Here is a 20,156-nt window from a genome sequence, read left to right as displayed (position 1 = left end):
AACAAGCGGAAATCAGCGGAGGTGGAGCAACATGATGAAACGTGTCAATAAACTGGCAATTGAGCTTCCAAGGCCAGAGCATGGAGATATGAATGGAGCTGCGGCCGTTCAGGAGCTGCTGGGCGGAAAGTTTGGGGAAATGTCCACACTTAATAATTACATGTACCAATCGTTTAATTTTCGCGGAAAGAAAAGGTTTAAACCGTTTTATGATCTGATAGCTAGCATAACAGCCGAAGAGTTCGGCCATGTGGAGCTCGTGGCAAATGCAATCAATTTGTTGTCATTTGGCAATACCTTTCCGGGGGACCCAGATATGACGCCTTTACAAAACGGAAAGGATGCACGCTATTCATTGCATTTTACAACCACGGCGCAGGCGGCTTATCCGGGGGATGGAATGGGCCGTCCGTGGAACGGGGAATACGTGACAAACTCGGGAAATCTGGTGGCGGACCTGCTTCATAACTATCTGCTTGAAATTGGTGCGCGCACTCATAAAATGAGGGTCTATGAAATGACCGACCATCCGACAGCACGGACGATGATCGGCTACTTGCTCGTCCGCGGAGGGACGCATATTATTGCTTATGCAAAAGCCATTGAAGTGGCAACAGGTGTGGAGGTAGGAAAGATGCTCCCAGTACCGAGCCTTGATAACAACAAATTTGATTATGCGAAGCCATTCATGGACCAGGGACTCTATAATGTGCTCTATACATGGGGGGAACCGGAGTACCGGGACATCAGCAAGATCTGGAAAGGAAAGAACCCTGAAACCGGACAGCAGTTAACGGTCATTGACGGCATGCCGGAAGGGGGAGAGGTGCCAGACTTTGAGGAACTGCCCGAGGAGTTTGCCCCAGGTATTGACCGGGACGATTATCAACGGATTTTAAAGCGGCTGATGTCGAATTTGTAAACGAAAGAACCCTGGCAAAGCTGCCAGGGTTCTGTTTATTGAAGGGCTTTCTTTAAAATATCCAAGTTGCCTTTCATTAAGCTGATATAGTCTTTACCGCTGTCTTTTTTAGCTGGCGATTCAAGGTTATGAAAGGACAGTGCTTCAGCACCGACTTCGGATTTAACTGTATCGGCTACCCGGGGTTTCACGTTGTCCTCGAACAGTACATAGTTAATGTTATGTTTTTTAGAGAGCTCGATGATGGACTGCAGCTGTTTTTGCGTCGGCTCGTTGGAAGGAGAAAGACCGGAAATCGGAATCTGCTTTAAACCGTATCGTTTTTCCCAATAGCCGTATGCTGCATGGGAAACGAGAATTTCTTTTTTAGAGCTGTTCTGTATGGTTGTTTTGTAACTTTTGTCAAGCTTCATTAGCTCTGATTTTAATGCTGCAAAATTCTTTTCATATTCATTTTTATGTTTGGGATCCTTTTTTATTAAAGCATCCTTAATATTTTCAGCCATTTTGACAGAGTGCACCGGATCGATGAAAACATGCGGATCGGTATCGCCGTGATTGTGCTCATGATCACTTTCTTCACCTTCTGCGTGTTCTGCCTCAAGCCTTATCCCCTGTGTAGCTTTAATGACAGTCGTTTTATTTCGATCAAGTGTGTCAATCGCTTTATCGGCAAATCCCTCGAGACCAGCACCATTGTAGATAAACAAATCCCCATCTGACAGTTCTGACATCGTTTGTATGGTTGGCTCGTAATCGTGGGGTTCCACGCCTGCAGGAACCACATTTTTAACCGAGACATATTTTCCCCCGATTTTACTTGCAAAATCCTTGAGAGGAAAAATGGTCGTATTTACTGTTAATTTATTAGGATCTTTATTCGAACTTGTTTCCTTTTGGCCGGAACAGGCAGCAAGAAGGAAGGAAAAAATAGAAAGCATCGCAATAAGTTTAAGATATTTCATTGAATAATCAGCCTCTCCGTAAAATCTCTTTTCAAAATATATCGTAATCGTTACGATTTGTAAAGGTGTTTGTTTATTAAAAGGGATTTGGAAAAGATGCCCACCATTTCTATTAGTGGTATTCGCTAGAAATGATAACAAAAAGCGTTTAAAAGCAGCTTCTTTGACAACTATGTTTATCAAGAGTAAACTACAAAACGAAATGAGTACGATTTATGATAAGGAGGATTGACTGAATTGGCAAAGAAAGCAATGATTGAACGGGAATTGAAGCGTCAGGCCATCGTTGACCGGTACGCAGGGAAAAGGGCTGAACTGAAGGCCGTCGGAGATTATGAGGGCTTAAGCAAGCTTCCTAAAAACGCGAGTCCCACACGGCTTCATAATCGATGTAAAGTAACAGGACGGCCAAGAGGCGTACTCCGCAAGTTTGAAATGTCCAGAATCGCTTTCAGGGAACTTGCCCATAAAGGCCAAATCCCTGGTGTTAAAAAATCCAGCTGGTAATGAAGGATAAAAGCATTTTTTCCAAAGCAGGAAAGAATGCTTTTTGTCATTTTGCGGAAAGATCCATATCAAATACACCTATAATATCAAGAAAGTTTTCAGAAGTCATGGTTATTGCTTTTTCTGGATGGTTGCTCCATTTTCATGTTAAGATAAACCATAATGATTACGATTTATATAAAGCTATTAAGGGAGGAACCAGAAGATGACAATCCATAAAAAAATTCCAACATACATATTAAGCGGCTTTCTTGGTTCAGGTAAAACGACGGTATTGCTGAAAATGCTTGCCGACTTTAAAACCAGAAGCCTTAAACCGGGAATTGTATTGAATGAGCTGGGGCAAGTCAATGTGGAAGGGCATCTGTTTAAAGGTGAAAAAATGCTGGAAATGCTGGACGGATGCATCTGCTGTACGATTCAGGATGACCTGAGGGAGGAGCTGCAATTCTTTTTGCAGGAAGAAAATCAGGTGGATGTTCTGTTGATCGAGGGAACGGGCGTGGCCAATCCGAAGGAAATTTTGGAGGCCCTCACTGATCCGCGGCTTCATAACGGGTTTGAAACTCAATCGGTCATCAGTCTGGCAGACGCCAGCAAATTTCTTGAATACCAAAGCATTTTCTCCAGTTCGAGGGAGATCCGGGAGATGTTGAATGAACAGATGAGCAGCGCCACGCTGATTCTTTTGAACAAGATGGACCTTATTCAGGAAAAAAGTAAAGATAAAATCTATAAAAAATTGAGAAAGCTGGTAAAAGGCGATGTGGAAATTATGGAGACGGTGTATGGCAACATCCCTCTGGATAAGCTGTTAAAACAGCGGATGAGCACCGTATCAGTATCTCTTAGAAAGCAGGAGGAATATTACCCACATACTCACGAGCATCATACTGACCATCACCATGAGCATCCGTTTAAAGCGGTTAAAATCGAAGACATTCCGCCAGTGGAAAGGATACGCTTTGAAAAGTGGCTGAAAAAATTGCCGGAAAGTGTGCTTCGGGCTAAGGGCATGGTGCAACTGGCTTCTCCAAGTGGACTTTATCAATTTCAATTCGCCTCAAAAGAAGTAGAGATGGAACGGATGGAAGACCAGGAATGCTCTACTTGTTTGATCTTGATTGGCTACAACATGCCGGTGGATGACCTTCAAACATCATTCCAGAAGGAAGTTCTGCAAACGCTGTATGCATAAAACGGAACGGGAATATGGTAAACTGGCTGTTGAACAGTCAATTGAAGGAGGATACATGAGTGATACGTTTTGGTGTGATAGGTACAAACTGGATTACAGATGCCTTTCTGAAGGCGGCAGGTGATCTCGAAGAGTTTAAGCTGAATGCTGTTTATTCGCGGACAGAGGAAAAAGGCAGGGAATTTGCAGAGAAACATGGAGTTTCTACGGTTTACACGGATTATGACGAGTTTGCCTCATCCGATTTAATTGACGCGGTTTATGTGGCAAGCCCGAACTCATTTCATGCCCGGCAGGTCATTGAGCTGATGAACCATGGCAAGCACGTGCTTTGCGAAAAACCACTTGCTTCAAATGCCCATGAAATCAAGGAAATGATTGAATCTGCCAAGGCAAACAACGTGGTTATGATGGAAGCAATGAAATCAACATTCCTTCCGGGTTTCAAAGCCATCAGGGAGCATTTGTCAGAGATTGAAACCATAAGAAGGTATGTTGGCAACTATTGTCAGTACTCTTCGCGGTATGATGCCTACAAGGAAGGAATGATTCTTAATGCGTTCAAACCAGAGTTCTCAAATGGAGCGCTCATGGACCTTGGCACATATTGCATCTATCCACTGGTGGTGCTGTTCGGCCGGCCAAAATCGGTTAAGGCGAGCGGAATTAAGCTTGAGACCGGGGTGGACGGGGAAGGCAGCATTTTGCTGACCTATGACACGATGGAAGCTGTCGTAACGTATTCAAAAATTACCGATTCCTCCCTTCCTTCCGAGATTCAAGGGGAGAAGGGAAGCATTGTCATTGACCGGATCCATACACCGGAGAAGGTTGAATTACGGTACAGGGGCGGAGAGTCACGGAATATCTCAGCTTCTCTTGAACATGAACCGATGTACTATGAAACGAAAGAATTCATCTCCTTGATTCAGCAGGGAAAACTGGAGTCGGATATTAATTCGCACGATAACTCTCTTGCCGTAATGGAAATTATGGACGAGGTCCGCAGCCAACTGGGCGTTGTTTATCCGAATGACCGTAAATAATAGAAAGATTAAGCTGCTCAAATGCTGTTTTTGGGGCAGCTTATTTTTGTAGGCAAGGTTTTCTCACTCCGAATTATTTACGACTTTTTAAGAATGATAAAGATGTATTTGAGTATTTATTTATAATGGAGGAAAAGGTGAATAAGAGGAAAAGTAGACTATTCGGTTTGGCTTGAAAAAGATAACTGTAAACCAGGGAATTTCATAGCTGAGGAGAGATATAGATGACGACCACAAAGAGAGTGAAAAAAGCGATCATTCCGGCAGCGGGACTGGGTACGCGTTTTTTGCCGGCGACAAAAGCCATGCCGAAAGAAATGCTTCCGATCGTGGATAAACCAACCATTCAATATATCGTGGAAGAGGCGATCAATTCCGGGATTGAGGATATACTGATCGTTACCGGAAAAGGAAAGCGGGCGATTGAGGATCATTTTGATTACTCATTTGATCTTGAGCACAGTTTATTCTCTACAGGCAAGGTCAAGCTGCTGGAAGAGGTGCAGCGCTCTTCGGAAATGGCTGATATCCATTATATCCGCCAGAAACAGCCGAAAGGGCTCGGTCATGCGGTTTGGAGCGCTCGGAAATTTATCGGGGATGAGCCGTTTGCCGTGTTGCTCGGGGATGACATCGTTCAGGCAGAAACTCCCTGTATCCGCCAGATGATGGAGCAATTTGAACGTACGGAATCCTCCGTGATAGGAGTAAAGCCGGTTCCTGACGAAGAGACCAGCCGGTATGGAATTGTGGAAACGAGTTCAAAGTCCGGGCGTCTGTACGAGGTAGCGAACTTTGTGGAAAAACCGCCTCAGGGGAAAGCACCCTCCAACCTTGCGATCATGGGCCGCTATATTCTGACACCCGAAATTTTTTCCTTTCTGGAAAACCAGGAAGCAGGAGCCGGCGGTGAAATTCAGCTGACCGACGCCATTCAAAAACTCAATCAAATTCAAGACGTATATGCCTATGAGTTTGATGGGAATAGATATGATGTGGGAGATAAGCTGGGCTTTATTACAACTTCAGTTGAATTTGCTCTGCAGAATGAAGAGCTTCGTGAACCTCTCCTTCATTATTTAAAAGAAAGAATACTGAAACAGCCTTGAAACAGCACTAAGGATAAAAGGTGAGGAGTTGCATGATGGCTAAGTACTGGTCAGATCTACATCCTGAAAAAAAACATCTGATACTGGCATGGGCGCTAATTTTAATTATTATGTCCCCTCCTTTTATTCTTGGTGAGGATGCACACATCAGAGTGCATGATAATATGGACTCGAACATTGCATGGTACAAAGTGCTGAAAGAAAGCGGCCAGTTATTCGGCCCAATGGACAGTGTCATTCCCCAGATCATTAATGGCCTTCCGCGCAATGCGTTTGGAACAGAGCTCAGCCTGATTCAATGGCTGCACAATTGGTTTCCATCGATGACCGCCTATGCGCTGAGCCAGGCGGTCACACGGATTTTTGCTTTTCTTGGCATGTACTTTCTATTGAAAAAACACATTCTGCAAAACAAGGAAGCCTATCCTGTAACGATTTGGGTATCGGTTGCCTTCGCACTCACTCCGTTCTGGCCCTCGGGAATGCTCAGCACGCTTGGTCAGCCTCTTGCCTTATGGGCTTTTTTGACGATTAGGAAGCATGGGGACACATGGAAGGAGTGGCTAACACTTATTCTTCTTCCTTTATACTCCAGTTTTGTTCTTGGATTTTTCTTTTTTCTCAGTGCTTTGGGTGTGTTTTGGCTCTGGGAACTGGTCACAAAAAAGCGGTGGAATTTACGTTTTTTGGGCAGCATTGCACTGATGACGGCCATTTATCTTCTGATTGAATACAGGCTTGTTTATTCACTGATTGTTCCGGAATCCCCAACCAGCCGGGATGAATTCCAGATTTCGACGCTTACATTCTTGCATTCCGTCCGGCTCGTGTTCAAAAACTTTCTTTTGGGACATACCCATGACATGACGGTACATACAGCCGTCATTTTACCTGTGTTGTTTGTAGCGCTTTATAAATCCTGGGACAGAAAAAAAGGTGAAAAGCAGGTAAAGCTCTTTCAGTTTTTATTTTTACTTAATGTTTTCCTGTCTGTTTGGTATGCTTTCTGGTTTTATAAAGGTTGGGTTCCCATTAAAGATCATTTTCACTTTCTTGCTACGTTTAACTTTGCAAGGTATCATTTTCTGCGCCCGCTTGTCATTTATGTACTCTTTGCATTGGGCATTTGGCTCTTATGGGATAAAGAGAAATGGCGGACGTGGATACGGGCCGGTTTGATGCTACAGGTTTTTATCCTGTGCTGTTTTAATGAGGAAATTTATTATCGTTTCTGGCAAACCCCTTCGTTTAAACAATTTTATGCAAAGAAGCAATTCCAGCAGATTGAAAGCTATATTGGAGAGCCTCAATCCTCCTATCGAGTAGCCAGTTTGGGCATTCATCCTGCTATCGCTCAATATAATGGATTTTACACACTGGATACGTACAATAATTATTATCCGTTGTCCTATAAACACGAGTTCCGTAAAATCATTCAGAAGGAATTGGAAAAGAGTCCGCGGCTTGCCGCTTACTATGACGAATGGGGAAACCGCTGCTATTTGTTCTCGGCAGAGCTGGGAAAGCGGTATAACTACACGAAATACTCCAAAAAGAGGATTAAGCATCTTCAGCTTAACACGACTGTTTTTACACGGATGGGTGGAGAATACATTTTTTCTGCAGTACCGATTATCAATGCAAAGGAAAATAACCTCCAATACATAAGGAAATTTACTCAGCGTGAATCGGCGTGGACCATTTATCTTTACCGTGTGTTGAATGAGGATCCATCATGAAAAACAGAACAGGTGGAAAGTGGATGAATCATTCATTTGTGCGTTTCTTATTGGTAGGTGTGGTCAATACACTTGTTGGATTGGGGACTATCTACCTTTTGCTGCATGGTACAGGCGCCACATATTGGGTGGCAACGTTTTTAGGAAATACCATTGGTGCATGTGTCAGCTATGTATTAAACCGGGTATTTACATTTAGAAGCCAGTCTCCTGTTCGCGGTAGCATTCTGCGCTTTACCGCTGTGATCCTGGCTTGCTATGTTCTTGCATATTATGCAGCGATTCGGATGGCTGTTTGGGGCGTTCATGCCCTGTTGCCCGAATATGGCCAGGCTGCGGATGATGCAGCGGTTTTAATTGGAACGGGGCTTTATACGGTGTTGAATTATGCGGGACAAAGATGGCTCGTGTTTCCCCCCGAAAAAGGTATCGGCAACCATCTTTAGTTGCTTGATTTTTGAGGTTGAAAAGAGTATAATTATAAAACTGGGTTTTTTTATAATTAAAGGAATGATGGATATGATGACTTCAAACTTTAAATTGACCGGCCAATCCTGAACCGCAAAGCGGTTCGGGATTTTTTTTTCCTAAGGGAAACATTATTTTAGGAGGGGAACATGGAAATCGTACATGAAAGAGAGAAGGTTGGAAAAAGAGTTGCCTGGCTTGCGCTGATCAGCAACTGTATATTAACCATAGGGAAAGTAGCAGTGGGACTGCTGGCCGGAAGTGAGTCTGTGTTTGCTGACGGTATTCACTCTGCTGCGGACATTGTGGCCTCTATAGCTGTTCTCGCTGTGGTCGGCATTTCCAATAAGCCGCCAGATGAGGACCATCCGTTTGGACATGGGAAAGCAGAAGTTCTGAGTGAAGGCTTTGTTGGCATCATTCTGTTTCTGGTAAGCATTTATATTGTCGTTGAAGGAGTTCTTGGTTTTTTAGGAAAGCCTGAAGCTCCTGAATACATTGCACTGATAGCCGCCTTGTTTTCCTATGTGGCAAAGCATCTTCTGTATCGCAATTCAATGAAACTCGGAGAGAAGTATAACAGTAAAGCGATCATAGCGATCGCCTTTGACCATAAAGCCGACATTGTGGCTTCCCTGGCCGCTTTTTTTGGTGTGATTCTTTCCATTATCGGCGAGAAATACAATATACACTATCTTCTTTATGGTGATGCAGCAGCGAGCTTAATCGTAGCCTTTCTCATACTCAGAATTTCATTGAAGCTTCTGGGCTCATCGATCGACATCCTTATGGACAAAAATATTGAGAAGCCGGTTCTTTCTCAATATCGAAAAGTCGTCATGGAGTTTCCAGATATCAAGCGGATCGACCGCATGAGAGCAAGAACACATGGGCATTACATTATTTTGGACCTGCGCATATCGGTTAATTTTGATTTGAGCATTAAAGAAGGGCATGATATCGCCAGAAACCTGAGAGATGACCTTCAAACAAGATTTCCGGACATATCAGAGGTATTTATCCATATCAATCCATACTTTCCCGATAAAGAGTGACTGAGGTCACTCTTTGTTTATGCTGTAGAAAAACGGGAATAGGTTTTGCATAGGAAATGAAGGAGGAGATCTCAAATGAAAACGATTAATGTCCAGCTTGAATATACGGCAGAGGCCCCTGAAACGTTTGATAAGGACCTTCGTAACAAGTTAAATGATAATCTAAACAGTTTAGGGCTGAAAGTAGTATCAATCGGAGATTTTGGTTCATCAAATGATAACCTTCCAAGCTCGGCATCCGGAAAAGCAAAATCTGACGCTTCAGGAAATCAGATCGACATTATCCCTGATAACAATACATCGGCGGGAGGCCAGTCCACTCCTGATGAACAGCTACCTGGCCATGAAAATTCCGGAAAATAGCAAACAAAACACTAAGCTTCTCATCTTCGGATGGGGCTTTTTTTTGTCTCAAGAGGCAGGAGCACAAGAATAAATTTGTATGGGAAGGAAATAGAAGAAAAATGTCGATATAAGCAGTGCCCCCGTTATCAGCTACATATGTAGTAATATATCCTCAAATAAAAACATTTTTGTTGAAATAAAAAGGAATAATACTTAAATTGTTGAAAGATATGTGTGGAGTACTATTTATTATTTCTATCCAAAAATCCCATATCCCGTGCCAGTAGGAAGTAAGCACTACCAATAATCCATGAATAGAGGTGCTTACCGTGAACTATCACCAGGTTACGGTTGAAATAAAACGTGAATTCGATATCTCCATCGCCCGGCAGGAAGGAAAGGAACTTGCAAGGGAGATCGGATTTAGTGCAGTTGATCAAGTAAGAATTAAGACAGCAATATCCGAGCTTGCAAGAAATATCTATCTTTATGCCGGGGAAGGAAAAATCATTGTAGAAGCGATCAGGGAAAACCACAGGGCAGGTATCCGGGTTTCTGCTGTTGACCAAGGGCCGGGTATCCAAGATATTAATCTCGCGCTGCAATCCGGTTACACCAGTTCGGGAGGATTGGGAGCAGGCTTACCGGGTGTACAGAAGCTAATGGACATCTTGAACGTCCATACCATGCTGGAAGTAGGAACCGAAATTACCGCCATCAAATGGTGTATACAAGGACTGAATTAACAGCCGTCCATTCCTTATAGAAGAGGGAATAGGCGGCTTATTTTTGTTTTTTGATTTCTTACCCGTGTTAGGGATGAAAATAAACCCTCCCTCATTACCGAAGGCGGGTGATGTTTTTTGATTTAATTTTTTTGGAATGAAAAAGGGGCCGGTTCATAAAAGACAGTTTCCGGGCATTTCCCTTGTAATGAATAATCTCCAACAGTTGATTCAGTGCTTTTAACTGGTCGGTTTCGTTCATGCGGATGCGCCTCCTTCTTTCAACACTATATGGAGAAGTGAGGGCTGATATGTTTGGAGAACAAGAATCAGGTTAAGTATTCCTTGTGGGTGACGGTGTTGAGCAAGATGTATTGTCCTTCTTTTAACACATCCGCATATAATTTAGCTTCGTTTTCCGAAACGCCAATCATCATAAGTTTTTGCAGAATATTTGTTGGGGCTGGCGGGTTTTTTTGAGGCTCAGAGGGGTTGACGATAATCATGTGTTCTGTTTCCATGCCATCTTTTTTAAGTAACTTAAGTTTATTGAGAACTTTATTTTCTGAAGGATAAATACCAATAACCCTGCGAGTGTTCATGGAAAAACCTCCTGTTTAATTGTCAAATTATAAAGTAAAAAGGGGATATTCTGTAAATTCCCTTTTCAGGCAGCTTCAAAACTCTTTTTTAAAAACTTCTTTCATTTTTATGTTTGAACAAGAGTCAATTAGGGAAATAAGCTTGTGAAGCAACTCACCCCCTTTATTTCCAAAGCCTATAGGTTTTGGTTTTTTTTCTGCAACAATATATATAATAGGTGTCCAGAGGAAACCTGAAAGAATAGAGGTAAAAAGAGTGCTTTTTTTCCAATCCCAGCCGTAATTATTTCCCTTATGATGATAATGCTCTTTGCATTTAAAGGATGGGAACAACCCGGTATCTGCAAGCCATTGCGGCATACGATCTTGTGATTGGATTTTGGCTGGTTGGCAACCATAAAAAACAGGCACATAAAGTTATATAAAAAGGTCTGCCATTTCAAAGGGCGGGCATTTTTTTTGCTCTCATGAGCGAATTTCTTTAAAAATGTGAAAAACAGTAGCATACTATACATTTCTGCATGAGGTATCGATTTCCAATATTTAACGCGCGAATATTTGTTCGCAAAAATTAGAGTTTCACAGGTTAGCTGTGTTATAATCTTATTAGCAAAATTTAGGACGGAGGTTATGAATGTGAGCGAAACATTTGAGCTCGTATCTTCTTATAAACCTCAAGGAGACCAGCCTGAGGCAATACGTCAGCTTGTAAATGGGATTAATGAGAAGAAGGAAAAAATGACGCTTCTTGGGGCTACAGGTACAGGAAAAACCTTTACAGTGTCCAATGTCATCAAGGAAGTAAACAAACCGACACTGGTTATTGCCCATAACAAAACGCTTGCCGGGCAGCTATACAGCGAATTCAAGGAATTTTTTCCGAATAACGCTGTTGAATACTTTGTAAGTTATTACGATTATTATCAGCCGGAAGCCTATATTCCGCAGTCTGATACATTTATAGAAAAAGATGCAAGCATTAATGATGAGATCGATAAGCTAAGGCACAGTGCCACGTCTTCATTGTTTGAAAGAAAAGATGTCATTATCGTGTCCAGTGTGTCCTGCATCTATGGCCTCGGGTCCCCGGAAGAATACAAGAGCATGGTGATTTCGCTGCGTACTGGAATGGAACGTGACCGCGATCAGCTCTTGAGGGATTTGGTGGACATTCAGTATAACCGCAATGATATTAATTTCACCCGCGGTACTTTTCGTGTGCGCGGAGATGTTGTGGAAATCTTCCCCGCTTCCCGTGATGAACGCTGCCTGCGCGTAGAGTTTTTTGGTGATGAGATTGACCGGATTACAGAAGTGGATGCCCTCACAGGCGAAATTGTTGGTGAACGTAATCATGTAGCCATTTTTCCGGCATCCCACTTCGTCACCCGGGAAGAGAAAATGAAGTTGGCCATTCAGAGGATTGAAGCCGAACTCGAGGAGAGGCTGAAGGAATTAAATGACGCCGGCAAGCTGCTTGAAGCCCAGCGTTTGGAGCAGCGTACCCGCTATGATATTGAGATGATGAGTGAAATGGGCTTCTGCTCGGGGATTGAGAACTATTCTCTTCATCTGACATTGCGCCCCATCGGATCCACCCCATATACACTTCTTGATTATTTTCCCGATGATTCTATGATCGTGATCGATGAGTCGCATGTGACATTGCCGCAAATCCGCGGAATGTACAATGGTGACCAGGCACGTAAAAATGTACTGGTTGAACATGGATTCCGCCTGCCTTCAGCGAAAGACAACCGGCCGCTGACGTTCGATGAATTTGAAGGAAAGGATAACTTTCAGCACATTTATGTATCTGCAACACCAGGCCCATATGAAGAGGAGCATGCTCCAGAACCCATCCAGCAGATTATCCGGCCTACCGGATTGCTTGATCCAACCATTGAAGTGCGTAAGAGCAAAGGGCAGATTGACGATCTTCTTGGTGAGATTAACGACCGTGTCGCCAAAAATGAACGCGTGCTCGTGACCACGCTCACCAAAAAAATGTCTGAAGATCTGACTGATTACCTGCAAGAAATGGGTATAAAGGTAAGATACCTCCATTCTGAGATTAAGACGCTGGAGAGGATTGAGATAATCCGGGAATTGAGGCTCGGTGTGTTTGATGTGCTTGTGGGGATTAACCTTCTCAGAGAAGGACTCGACATTCCTGAGGTTTCTCTAGTTACCATACTCGATGCGGATAAGGAAGGATTTCTTCGTTCCGAAAGGTCCCTGATTCAGACAATCGGGCGTGCGGCACGTAACAGCAACGGACATGTCATTATGTATGCCGACAAGATCACCAGGTCCATGGAGATTGCCATCGGAGAAACACAGCGGCGCAGAAACGTACAGATGCAATACAACGAGGAACATGGCATTGTGCCTCAAACGATTAAAAAAGCAGTTCACGATGTCATCAGGGCCACTCAGGCGGCAGAGGATGGCGAAGAGTACGCATCGAAGGCACCAAAACAGAAGATGAGCAAAAAAGACCGCGAAGCCTTTATCGGACGTATGGAAGCTGAAATGAAGGATGCGGCAAGAAATCTGCAGTTTGAACGGGCGGCAGAACTTCGGGATTTGATACTTGAGCTAAAAGCTGAAGGGTAAGGTGATAACAAGTGTCTACGAATCAAAACATTACGGTTAAGGGTGCCCGCGCCCATAACCTGAAAAATATAGATATTACGATTCCCCGTGACAAACTCGTGGTTCTGACGGGATTGTCTGGATCGGGGAAATCCTCGCTTGCTTTTGATACCATTTATGCCGAGGGACAGCGGCGCTATGTCGAGTCCCTTTCGGCTTACGCGAGGCAGTTCCTGGGGCAGATGGATAAGCCGGATGTTGACTCCATTGAGGGGCTTTCTCCCGCCATTTCCATCGACCAGAAAACCACAAGCAGAAACCCCCGTTCCACGGTAGGAACGGTCACAGAGATTTATGATTATTTACGGCTTCTCTTTGCCAGGATCGGGCGGCCGGTCTGTCCCAATCATGGAATTGAGATTACCTCACAGACCATTGAGCAGATGGTTGACCGCATTCTTGAATATCCTGAACGCACCAAGCTTCAAATTTTAGCTCCGGTCGTTTCCGGGCGGAAAGGGGAGCATGTCAAAATTCTTGAGGATATCAAGAAACAGGGCTATGTTCGTGTTCGAGTGGATGGAGAACTTTTGGATGTCAGCGAAGACATCAAGCTCGAGAAGAATAAGAAGCATTCTATTGATGTGGTCGTCGACCGTATTGTGGTGAAGGAAGGAATCTCCACCCGTCTGGCGGATTCGCTTGAGACGGCATTAAATTTGGCAGGCGGAACGGTTACGGTGGATGTCATGGGAGAAGAAGAGCTTTTGTTCTCTCAAAACCATGCTTGTCCGTATTGCGGATTCTCCATTGGGGAACTGGAGCCAAGGTTATTTTCCTTCAACAGTCCTTTCGGAGCCTGCCCGTCATGCGACGGACTCGGAATGAAACTGGAGGTGGATCCGGAACTCGTTATTCCGGACTGGGACCTGACGTTAAATGAGAATGCCATTGCACCATGGGCACCGGTAAGTTCACAATATTATCCGCAGCTTCTAAAAAGCGTGTGCAGCCACTTTGGAATCGATATGGATATTCCCGTAAAGGACCTGCCAAAAGATCAGCTTGATAAAATTTTATATGGCAGCGATACGGAGCGTATCCGGTTCCGCTATAAAAATGATTTTGGGCAGGTTAAAACGAGCGATATCTACTTTGAAGGAGTACTGGCGAACGTAGAACGCCGTTACAAAGAGACAGGCTCTGATTACATCCGTGAGCAGATGGAAGGCTACATGGGCCAAAAAGCATGTCCGACCTGCAAAGGGTACCGTTTGAAAAAAGAGGCGCTGGCTGTGTTAATTAACGGTCAGCATATAGGTGAAGCGACCGCGCTGTCCGTAACTGAAGCCAAAGAATTTTTCGAGAACCTCGATCTTACCAATAAAGAACGCGCAATCGCTCGTCTTATTCTTCGAGAGATTGTTGACCGGATCGGATTCCTCGTCAATGTCGGCCTTGATTATCTGTCCCTGAACCGTGCAGCAGGAACGTTGTCCGGTGGGGAGGCTCAGCGAATCCGCCTGGCCACACAGGTGGGCTCAAGGCTGATGGGCGTTTTGTACATTCTGGATGAACCGTCCATCGGACTTCATCAGCGGGACAACGACCGGCTGATCCGTACGCTTGAAGAGATGAGAAGTCTCGGAAATACGCTGATTGTTGTCGAGCATGATGAAGACACCATGCTGGCGGCCGATTACATTATCGATATTGGCCCCGGAGCAGGTGCCCACGGCGGAACGATTACGGCACAGGGCTCGCCGAATGAAATTATGGATGATCCAAACTCCCTGACCGGGCAGTATCTGTCAGGCAAACGGTTTATTCCGCTGCCGTCCCAAAGAAGGAAGCCGGACGGACGGAACATAGAAATTGTGGGAGCTACCGAAAACAATCTAAAAAACGTTAAAGTAAAAATTCCATTGGGGCTCTTTACCGGCGTAACCGGGGTTTCTGGTTCGGGAAAAAGTACGCTCGTTAATGAAATTCTTCATAAGGCACTGGCCCAGAAACTTCATAAAGCGAAAGTAAAACCGGGACAGCACAAGGAAATCAAAGGGCTGGAGCATATTGACAAGGTCATTGATATCGACCAGTCCCCGATCGGTCGAACTCCCCGTTCCAATCCGGCGACCTATACGGGTGTGTTCGATGACATCCGTGATGTATTTGCCTCTTCCAACGAAGCAAAGGTTCGCGGTTACAAAAAAGGCCGATTCAGCTTCAACGTAAAAGGCGGGCGCTGTGAAGCATGCCGCGGGGATGGAATCATTAAAATCGAGATGCACTTCCTTCCGGATGTTTATGTGCCATGTGAAGTGTGCCACGGAAAACGCTATAACCGTGAAACGCTGGAAGTGAAATACAAAGGAAAAAATATTGCGGATATTCTGGATATGACAGTGGAAGAAGGGGTTGAATTCTTCGCCAACATTCCAAAGATCAACCGCAAACTGTCCACCATTCTTGATGTTGGATTAGGATACATCAAGCTGGGCCAGTCCGCGACCACCCTTTCCGGTGGAGAAGCGCAGCGGGTGAAGCTTGCTTCCCAGCTTCATAAGCGTTCAACTGGAAAAACGATCTATATTCTTGATGAGCCGACAACAGGACTGCACGTTGATGACATTTCACGTTTGCTCAAGGTGCTTCAGCGCCTTGTGGATAATGGAGATTCCGTGGTTGTAATCGAGCATAATCTGGATGTTATTAAACAATGTGACTACTTAATTGACCTCGGACCGGAAGGCGGAGATAAAGGCGGTACCCTTGTGGGTGCAGGAACGCCCGAAAAGCTTGCCGAGGTTCCCGAATCTCATACCGGCCGCTATTTGGCGCCGATTATAAAACGGGATAAAAAGCGGATGGAAGCATTGCTGAAACAAAAAGAATCAGTAACAAAATAAGCCGAGGCTAAAAAAGAAGAGCCTGCGAGAAAATCCTCGCAGAGCTCTTCTATTTTTTTAGAAATAGTAATAGCTTGTATATAAGAAAGTTGATTAAAAGGACGATCAAACTGCCGACCAGGGCAGCCAGAATCCGTTCACCAGCAGAATAGCCGGCTCCTGTGTCGGAAAACGCACTATATACAATTCCTGCCGCCATAAGCACGGTTAAAAAAATCGTAAAAAATTTAATTCCTTTTTCGGTTGAAAACATGTTATCCTCCATTATGATTTCCCTTTTTAGCTGGGGAGCCACTTACCCATAAAAACTGTGGGGGGGCAAAAACAAATATCCTCTTCTAAGATAGCTTATAATAAGGGAAAAAAACAAATCCTCACCTTATTTTTAAAAGGATGTCTTTTTCTTTGGTAGAATTACAAAAGGTAATCCTTTTCATTGGAGCAGTAAACCAGGAGGAAATGCAGCATGAGTTCAAATTTAAATCGTATTTTGTCATCTCTTTGTTATTTCAGCATGTTTTTTGCCCCGTTTTTATTTCCTGTCGTCATTTATTTAGCCGTGCAGGATCAAGAGGTCATGGGACATGCAAAGCGTTCGTTTCTCTCGCATCTTTTTCCGGTCATTGCTATTCCATTAAGCATCATTATTGTGGCCGAAACCGAATTCAGCATCACATCCATTGTGGTATGCGCCATTCTGTTTGGCCTGAGTTCACTCGTAATTATGGCATGGAATATTGTTCAGGGAATAAAAACCTTAAAAGCATAAAAGGTAGTGCGGTACCCACCGACTGGAACAGAAAAGAACCCTTCATCCAGAAACAGCCGGCGCCGGTTTTTAAACTTTGAAGGAGGCGTCAAGGTATATGGAAGAGCGAAAAATGATTTTAAACATGCTTAACGAAGGCAAAATATCAGTGGAGGAAGCTGAAAAATTATTGCTTGCAGTTAATCATAAAAAAACGTTTGCGCTGCCTTCGGGGACATTGGGCAAAAAAAACAAAGACCATAAAAAGGCACCTTCCCAAGGGTTTAAAGTGGGGAAGTTCTTCAACCGGGTGGTTAAGCGGATCAAGACGGCAGACTTTGATCTGAATTTTGGTCCTCATGAGGATGTCCATTATATTTTTGAAGACCGGCATGTTATGTTTGAGGACATTGATATAGAAATTTATAATGGTTCTATCACCCTTGTACCGTGGGAACGAAATGATGTTCAAATTGAATGCGAAGCGGAAGTGTATAAAATTCCGGAAGGGACAGCAGCAAAAACGAAATTCCGCAATGAAACCTTCTATGACTGCGATGCCACACGGCTTCGTTTCTATGCGAGAAATAAACATCAAAAAGTGAATGCTGTTGTTTCTATTCCAAAAAAGCACTATCACGAGATCAAGTGTGTGACATTCAACGGCGGAATCAAAACCAGTGATTGTCAGAGCCGCCATCTGGAATTGAAATCTACTATAGGATCCCTGTTTGTAAACCGGTGCGGTGGCGATAAATTAAAAGCGGAAGCTTCAAATGGCAGTATTACGCTAAAAGAAAGCAATTGGAAGGATCTCATTGCAGAAACAATGAATGGCCCAGTCCGGCTGAACGGAAAAGCAGAGCAAATCCGGATTGAGACCATAAACGGATCCATTTATTACCGTTTAGACACACCCGCTTCAGGGTATGCATCTTTAAAAACAGTGACGGGTAAAATAGAAGCAGAGTTACCGGCATCTCTTGAAGTAGAGGCAAGCCTCAAAACCTATGTTGGCGGACTTGTCAGCGACTTTGACGGTATGGAAGTGCTGGAACAAAAAAAGGAAGTCACGAAGAAGTTTCTCCGTTTTATTGCAAATAAGGGAAGTGAACCAGCCTACCGGATGGAAGCCGAGGCGAAGACAGGCTCCATTGCTGTACTCAAGGCAAAGCAGGAAGGCTGATTAGATTATTCCGAAAGAAAGTGAAGTGCGGTAAATGTTTATGAATTGGATCATCTCTTTGCTTGTTAACACCGTCGTCCTAATGGTGGTAGCGGGCTATTATGAACCGTTTAAGCTGGAGGGTGCAGGGGCGGCCCTGTTGGCCAGTATTATCCTCTCCATCTTCAACCTCTTTATCAAGCCCGTATTGGTTTTATTGACACTTCCTGTAACGGTTTTGTCTTTCGGGCTATTTTTGATTGTCATTAATGCGGTTCTTTTAATGCTTACGGCTGAAGTGATGGGATCAAGCTTTGAAATTGACGGATTTGGTGCTGCTTTTCTGGCCGCGATTATCATTTCAATATTGAATTTGCTGATCCAAAACTTCATTATTGAACCGATGCAAAAAAGGAAGCGTTCCAGCTAGGGGCGCTTTTTTTAGAAGATACAATACGTTCCTGCTGTAAAAAGGAGGGGAAACATGGAGTCGCAAAGGCTGATCTATCGAGCGTACACCAAAGAGGACGATGAATTCTATGCTTCCATGTGGGGACAGCCGGATATTGTCCGTTACATAGGCAAGGGACTAACCAAAACGAAAAAGGAAGCGGACCGCAGTTTGGAGAACTGGATTCTTCCGGGGTATAAAAACGGAATGGGGCTGTTTGTAATCATTTTGAAAGAAACCGGGGAACCCATCGGACATGCAGGTCTCATTCCTCAGACTGTGGAAGGACGAAAAGAAACAGAAATTGGCTACTGGCTTAAAAAGCCATTCTGGGGAAAGGGGTATGCTTCTGAAGCAGCTGGTTTTTTTATGTCATACGGAAAATCACAGCTTCACCAAAGCAGACTCATCTCATTGATCCATCCCAAAAATGCAGCCTCCATTGCGGTGGTGAAAAAGCTGGGCATGGTCTATGAAAAAACAGTATTTTTTAATGGAAGCCGTACACGTGTTTATGCAACCGGCCAGCCGCTAACCTTATGGGAAGCATTTACTTGCGAATAACCCTGTAAATTGTGTTTTGTTTCTGTATCGATGATAGTGTTACAATAAAAAGGAATGCAAGAACTAGGAGGATACTATGGCAAAAGTACATACAAAAGAGTTGATCGATAAGTTTCAGCTTGAACTGGTCAGCGGGGAAGAAGGCGTTCACAGAACCATCACCACTAGCGATATTTCCCGGCCGGGCCTGGAGATGGCTGGATATTTTACATATTATCCGGCAGAGCGCCTTCAGCTTTTGGGTAAAACGGAACTAACCTTTATCAGTGAGCTGCCGCCGCAGATCCGAAGAGAGCGGATGGAGCAGCTGTGCACGGATGAAACACCGGGAATTATCATCTCCCGTGAAATGGAGGTCCCAAAAGAACTTCTTATCGCTTCACACGGGACAGGCGTTCCAATTATGCGCACGAAAATGACAACGACCCGGCTGTCGAGCAGACTGACCAACTACCTGGAAAGCAGACTGGCGCCAATGACAGCTGTCCATGGTGTTCTTGTTGATATATATGGAATCGGTGTCCTGATAAAAGGGGACAGCGGGGTAGGTAAAAGTGAGACGGCACTCGAACTTGTCAAGCGGGGCCATCGTCTGGTCGCTGATGATTCGGTCGAAATCCGCCAGGAAGACGAAGAGACACTGGTCGGCAGTGCACCTGAGCTGATTCAGCATCTTCTGGAGATCCGGGGACTGGGAATCATTAATGTGATGACCCTGTTCGGAGCCGGAGCCGTCCGCAACTACAAAAAGATTTCCCTGATTATTAATCTTGAAACCTGGGACTCTAAAAAGGTTTACGACCGGCTCGGGCTGGAAGAAGAAACGATGAAAATTCTGGAAACAGAAGTTCCCATTTTAACGGTTCCTGTCCGCCCCGGACGAAACCTTGCTGTTATTATAGAAGTGGCTGCCATGAACTTCCGCTTGAAGCGAATGGGGATGAATGCGGCCAAACAATTTAATGACCGATTAACTGATGCCATTGCTTCAGGTGACGATATCGAATTGTAATATATCAGAATAAGAAAGCAAAAGGAAG

22 protein-coding genes are annotated in these 20,156 nt (G+C 44.2%); 17 read left to right on the top strand and 5 right to left on the bottom strand.

Annotation, left to right across the window (positions count from 1 at the left end; translation table 11 throughout):
- Nucleotides 1-31: 31 nt before the first annotated feature.
- Nucleotides 32-922 (top strand): manganese catalase family protein, encoded by an 891-nt coding sequence (locus BLT53_RS14155; RefSeq protein WP_090235705.1) that lies wholly within the window; start codon nucleotides 32-34, stop codon nucleotides 920-922.
- 35 nt (nucleotides 923-957) lie between these two features.
- Here the strand turns inward: BLT53_RS14155 and BLT53_RS14150 are convergent, their stop codons facing one another.
- The gene (locus BLT53_RS14150; protein WP_090235704.1) at nucleotides 958-1,887 is read right to left on the bottom strand and encodes a metal ABC transporter substrate-binding protein; all 930 of its coding nucleotides are present in this window, start codon (nucleotides 1,885-1,887) and stop codon (nucleotides 958-960) included.
- A gap of 237 nt (nucleotides 1,888-2,124) precedes the next feature.
- On the opposite strand from BLT53_RS14150, the gene rpsN reads away from it, so the two are divergent.
- The 9 genes from rpsN (at nucleotide 2,125) to BLT53_RS14100 (ending at nucleotide 10,100) form a co-directional block, all read left to right on the top strand.
- The gene (gene rpsN, locus BLT53_RS14145) at nucleotides 2,125-2,394 is read left to right on the top strand and encodes a 30S ribosomal protein S14 (protein ID WP_090235703.1); all 270 of its coding nucleotides are present in this window, start codon (nucleotides 2,125-2,127) and stop codon (nucleotides 2,392-2,394) included.
- A 205-nt stretch (nucleotides 2,395-2,599) separates the two neighbouring features.
- Complete coding sequence (locus BLT53_RS14135; RefSeq protein ID WP_090235700.1) at nucleotides 2,600-3,592, top strand: CobW family GTP-binding protein; 993 nt, start codon at nucleotides 2,600-2,602, stop codon at nucleotides 3,590-3,592.
- A gap of 59 nt (nucleotides 3,593-3,651) precedes the next feature.
- The gene (locus tag BLT53_RS14130; RefSeq protein ID WP_090235698.1) at nucleotides 3,652-4,638 is read left to right on the top strand and encodes a Gfo/Idh/MocA family protein; all 987 of its coding nucleotides are present in this window, start codon (nucleotides 3,652-3,654) and stop codon (nucleotides 4,636-4,638) included.
- 224 nt (nucleotides 4,639-4,862) lie between these two features.
- Complete coding sequence (gene galU / locus BLT53_RS14125) at nucleotides 4,863-5,747, top strand: UTP--glucose-1-phosphate uridylyltransferase GalU (RefSeq protein ID WP_090235697.1); 885 nt, start codon at nucleotides 4,863-4,865, stop codon at nucleotides 5,745-5,747.
- A gap of 32 nt (nucleotides 5,748-5,779) precedes the next feature.
- Entirely contained in the window at nucleotides 5,780-7,486 is a 1,707-nt protein-coding gene (locus BLT53_RS14120; RefSeq protein ID WP_090235695.1) for a DUF6044 family protein, read from the top strand.
- A complete protein-coding gene (locus tag BLT53_RS14115; protein WP_244520415.1) occupies nucleotides 7,483-7,932 on the top strand; it encodes a GtrA family protein in 450 nt (149 codons plus the stop codon). The genes BLT53_RS14120 and BLT53_RS14115 overlap by 4 nt, the downstream gene beginning before the upstream one ends.
- A gap of 177 nt (nucleotides 7,933-8,109) precedes the next feature.
- Entirely contained in the window at nucleotides 8,110-9,009 is a 900-nt protein-coding gene (locus BLT53_RS14110) for a cation diffusion facilitator family transporter (protein WP_244520487.1), read from the top strand.
- Nucleotides 9,010-9,084: 75 nt separating this feature from the next.
- Nucleotides 9,085-9,372 carry a hypothetical protein gene (locus BLT53_RS14105; protein ID WP_090235692.1) on the top strand — a complete coding sequence of 96 codons (288 nt, stop codon included), beginning with the start codon at nucleotides 9,085-9,087 and terminating at the stop codon, nucleotides 9,370-9,372.
- 311 nt (nucleotides 9,373-9,683) lie between these two features.
- Entirely contained in the window at nucleotides 9,684-10,100 is a 417-nt protein-coding gene (locus BLT53_RS14100; RefSeq protein ID WP_090235691.1) for an anti-sigma regulatory factor, read from the top strand.
- 94 nt (nucleotides 10,101-10,194) lie between these two features.
- On the opposite strand, the gene BLT53_RS25140 is transcribed toward BLT53_RS14100, so the two are convergent.
- The 3 genes from BLT53_RS25140 to BLT53_RS14090 all read right to left on the bottom strand — a co-directional run bounded on the left by BLT53_RS25140 (nucleotide 10,195) and on the right by BLT53_RS14090 (nucleotide 11,041).
- Nucleotides 10,195-10,341 (bottom strand): hypothetical protein, encoded by a 147-nt coding sequence (locus BLT53_RS25140; RefSeq protein ID WP_170834352.1) that lies wholly within the window; start codon nucleotides 10,339-10,341, stop codon nucleotides 10,195-10,197.
- A 67-nt stretch (nucleotides 10,342-10,408) separates the two neighbouring features.
- On the bottom strand, nucleotides 10,409-10,681 hold the full coding sequence (locus tag BLT53_RS14095; RefSeq protein WP_090235689.1) for a hypothetical protein: 273 nt from the start codon (nucleotides 10,679-10,681) through the stop codon (nucleotides 10,409-10,411).
- 75 nt (nucleotides 10,682-10,756) lie between these two features.
- Complete coding sequence (locus tag BLT53_RS14090) at nucleotides 10,757-11,041, bottom strand: hypothetical protein (protein WP_090235688.1); 285 nt, start codon at nucleotides 11,039-11,041, stop codon at nucleotides 10,757-10,759.
- 276 nt (nucleotides 11,042-11,317) lie between these two features.
- Here BLT53_RS14090 and uvrB point away from each other — a divergent pair, with 276 nt between their 5' ends.
- Complete coding sequence (gene uvrB / locus BLT53_RS14085) at nucleotides 11,318-13,300, top strand: excinuclease ABC subunit UvrB (protein WP_090236898.1); 1,983 nt, start codon at nucleotides 11,318-11,320, stop codon at nucleotides 13,298-13,300.
- 11 nt (nucleotides 13,301-13,311) lie between these two features.
- Nucleotides 13,312-16,188: an excinuclease ABC subunit UvrA gene (uvrA, locus tag BLT53_RS14080; RefSeq protein ID WP_425284684.1), complete on the top strand. Its 2,877-nt coding sequence runs from the start codon at nucleotides 13,312-13,314 to the stop codon at nucleotides 16,186-16,188.
- Between the two features lie 49 nt (nucleotides 16,189-16,237).
- On the opposite strand, the gene BLT53_RS14075 is transcribed toward uvrA, so the two are convergent.
- The gene (locus BLT53_RS14075; protein ID WP_090235686.1) at nucleotides 16,238-16,441 is read right to left on the bottom strand and encodes a hypothetical protein; all 204 of its coding nucleotides are present in this window, start codon (nucleotides 16,439-16,441) and stop codon (nucleotides 16,238-16,240) included.
- Between the two features lie 213 nt (nucleotides 16,442-16,654).
- Between BLT53_RS14075 and BLT53_RS14070 the strand changes: the two genes are divergently transcribed.
- The 5 genes from BLT53_RS14070 (at nucleotide 16,655) to hprK (ending at nucleotide 20,128) form a co-directional block, all read left to right on the top strand.
- Nucleotides 16,655-16,957, top strand: coding sequence for a hypothetical protein (locus BLT53_RS14070; RefSeq protein WP_090235685.1), 303 nt, complete (start codon nucleotides 16,655-16,657; stop codon nucleotides 16,955-16,957).
- A 97-nt stretch (nucleotides 16,958-17,054) separates the two neighbouring features.
- On the top strand, nucleotides 17,055-18,122 hold the full coding sequence (locus tag BLT53_RS14065) for a DUF4097 family beta strand repeat-containing protein (protein ID WP_090235683.1): 1,068 nt from the start codon (nucleotides 17,055-17,057) through the stop codon (nucleotides 18,120-18,122).
- Between the two features lie 34 nt (nucleotides 18,123-18,156).
- Entirely contained in the window at nucleotides 18,157-18,531 is a 375-nt protein-coding gene (locus tag BLT53_RS14060) for a phage holin family protein (RefSeq protein WP_061971970.1), read from the top strand.
- Nucleotides 18,532-18,585: 54 nt separating this feature from the next.
- Entirely contained in the window at nucleotides 18,586-19,116 is a 531-nt protein-coding gene (locus BLT53_RS14055) for a GNAT family N-acetyltransferase (RefSeq protein WP_090235682.1), read from the top strand.
- Nucleotides 19,117-19,192: 76 nt separating this feature from the next.
- Nucleotides 19,193-20,128, top strand: coding sequence for an HPr(Ser) kinase/phosphatase (hprK, locus tag BLT53_RS14050; RefSeq protein WP_090235681.1), 936 nt, complete (start codon nucleotides 19,193-19,195; stop codon nucleotides 20,126-20,128).
- The last annotated feature ends 28 nt before the right edge of the window (nucleotides 20,129-20,156 follow it).

Source organism: Fictibacillus solisalsi (assembly GCF_900103485.1).
GTDB lineage: Bacteria > Bacillota > Bacilli > Bacillales > Fictibacillaceae > Fictibacillus_C > Fictibacillus_C solisalsi.
Note: the sequence above shows the minus strand (reverse complement) of the source record. Positions and strands in the feature narration are given on the sequence as shown.

Excerpts from the sequence above, each read along its gene's own strand:
- BLT53_RS14155 (WP_090235705.1), top strand. The coding sequence starts at position 32 with ATGATGAAACGTGTCAATAAACTGGCAATTGAGCTTCCAAGGCCAGAG.
- BLT53_RS14150 (WP_090235704.1), bottom strand. The coding sequence starts at position 1,887 with ATGAAATATCTTAAACTTATTGCGATGCTTTCTATTTTTTCCTTCCTT.
- BLT53_RS14135 (WP_090235700.1), top strand. The coding sequence starts at position 2,600 with ATGACAATCCATAAAAAAATTCCAACATACATATTAAGCGGCTTTCTT.
- galU (WP_090235697.1), top strand. The coding sequence starts at position 4,863 with ATGACGACCACAAAGAGAGTGAAAAAAGCGATCATTCCGGCAGCGGGA.
- BLT53_RS14120 (WP_090235695.1), top strand. The coding sequence starts at position 5,780 with ATGATGGCTAAGTACTGGTCAGATCTACATCCTGAAAAAAAACATCTG.
- BLT53_RS14115 (WP_244520415.1), top strand. The coding sequence starts at position 7,483 with ATGAAAAACAGAACAGGTGGAAAGTGGATGAATCATTCATTTGTGCGT.
- BLT53_RS14105 (WP_090235692.1), top strand. The coding sequence starts at position 9,085 with ATGAAAACGATTAATGTCCAGCTTGAATATACGGCAGAGGCCCCTGAA.
- BLT53_RS25140 (WP_170834352.1), bottom strand. The coding sequence starts at position 10,341 with ATGAACGAAACCGACCAGTTAAAAGCACTGAATCAACTGTTGGAGATT.
- BLT53_RS14095 (WP_090235689.1), bottom strand. The coding sequence starts at position 10,681 with ATGAACACTCGCAGGGTTATTGGTATTTATCCTTCAGAAAATAAAGTT.
- BLT53_RS14090 (WP_090235688.1), bottom strand. The coding sequence starts at position 11,041 with ATGCCGCAATGGCTTGCAGATACCGGGTTGTTCCCATCCTTTAAATGC.
- BLT53_RS14075 (WP_090235686.1), bottom strand. The coding sequence starts at position 16,441 with ATGTTTTCAACCGAAAAAGGAATTAAATTTTTTACGATTTTTTTAACC.
- BLT53_RS14070 (WP_090235685.1), top strand. The coding sequence starts at position 16,655 with ATGAGTTCAAATTTAAATCGTATTTTGTCATCTCTTTGTTATTTCAGC.
- BLT53_RS14065 (WP_090235683.1), top strand. The coding sequence starts at position 17,055 with ATGGAAGAGCGAAAAATGATTTTAAACATGCTTAACGAAGGCAAAATA.
- BLT53_RS14060 (WP_061971970.1), top strand. The coding sequence starts at position 18,157 with ATGTTTATGAATTGGATCATCTCTTTGCTTGTTAACACCGTCGTCCTA.
- BLT53_RS14055 (WP_090235682.1), top strand. The coding sequence starts at position 18,586 with ATGGAGTCGCAAAGGCTGATCTATCGAGCGTACACCAAAGAGGACGAT.
- hprK (WP_090235681.1), top strand. The coding sequence starts at position 19,193 with ATGGCAAAAGTACATACAAAAGAGTTGATCGATAAGTTTCAGCTTGAA.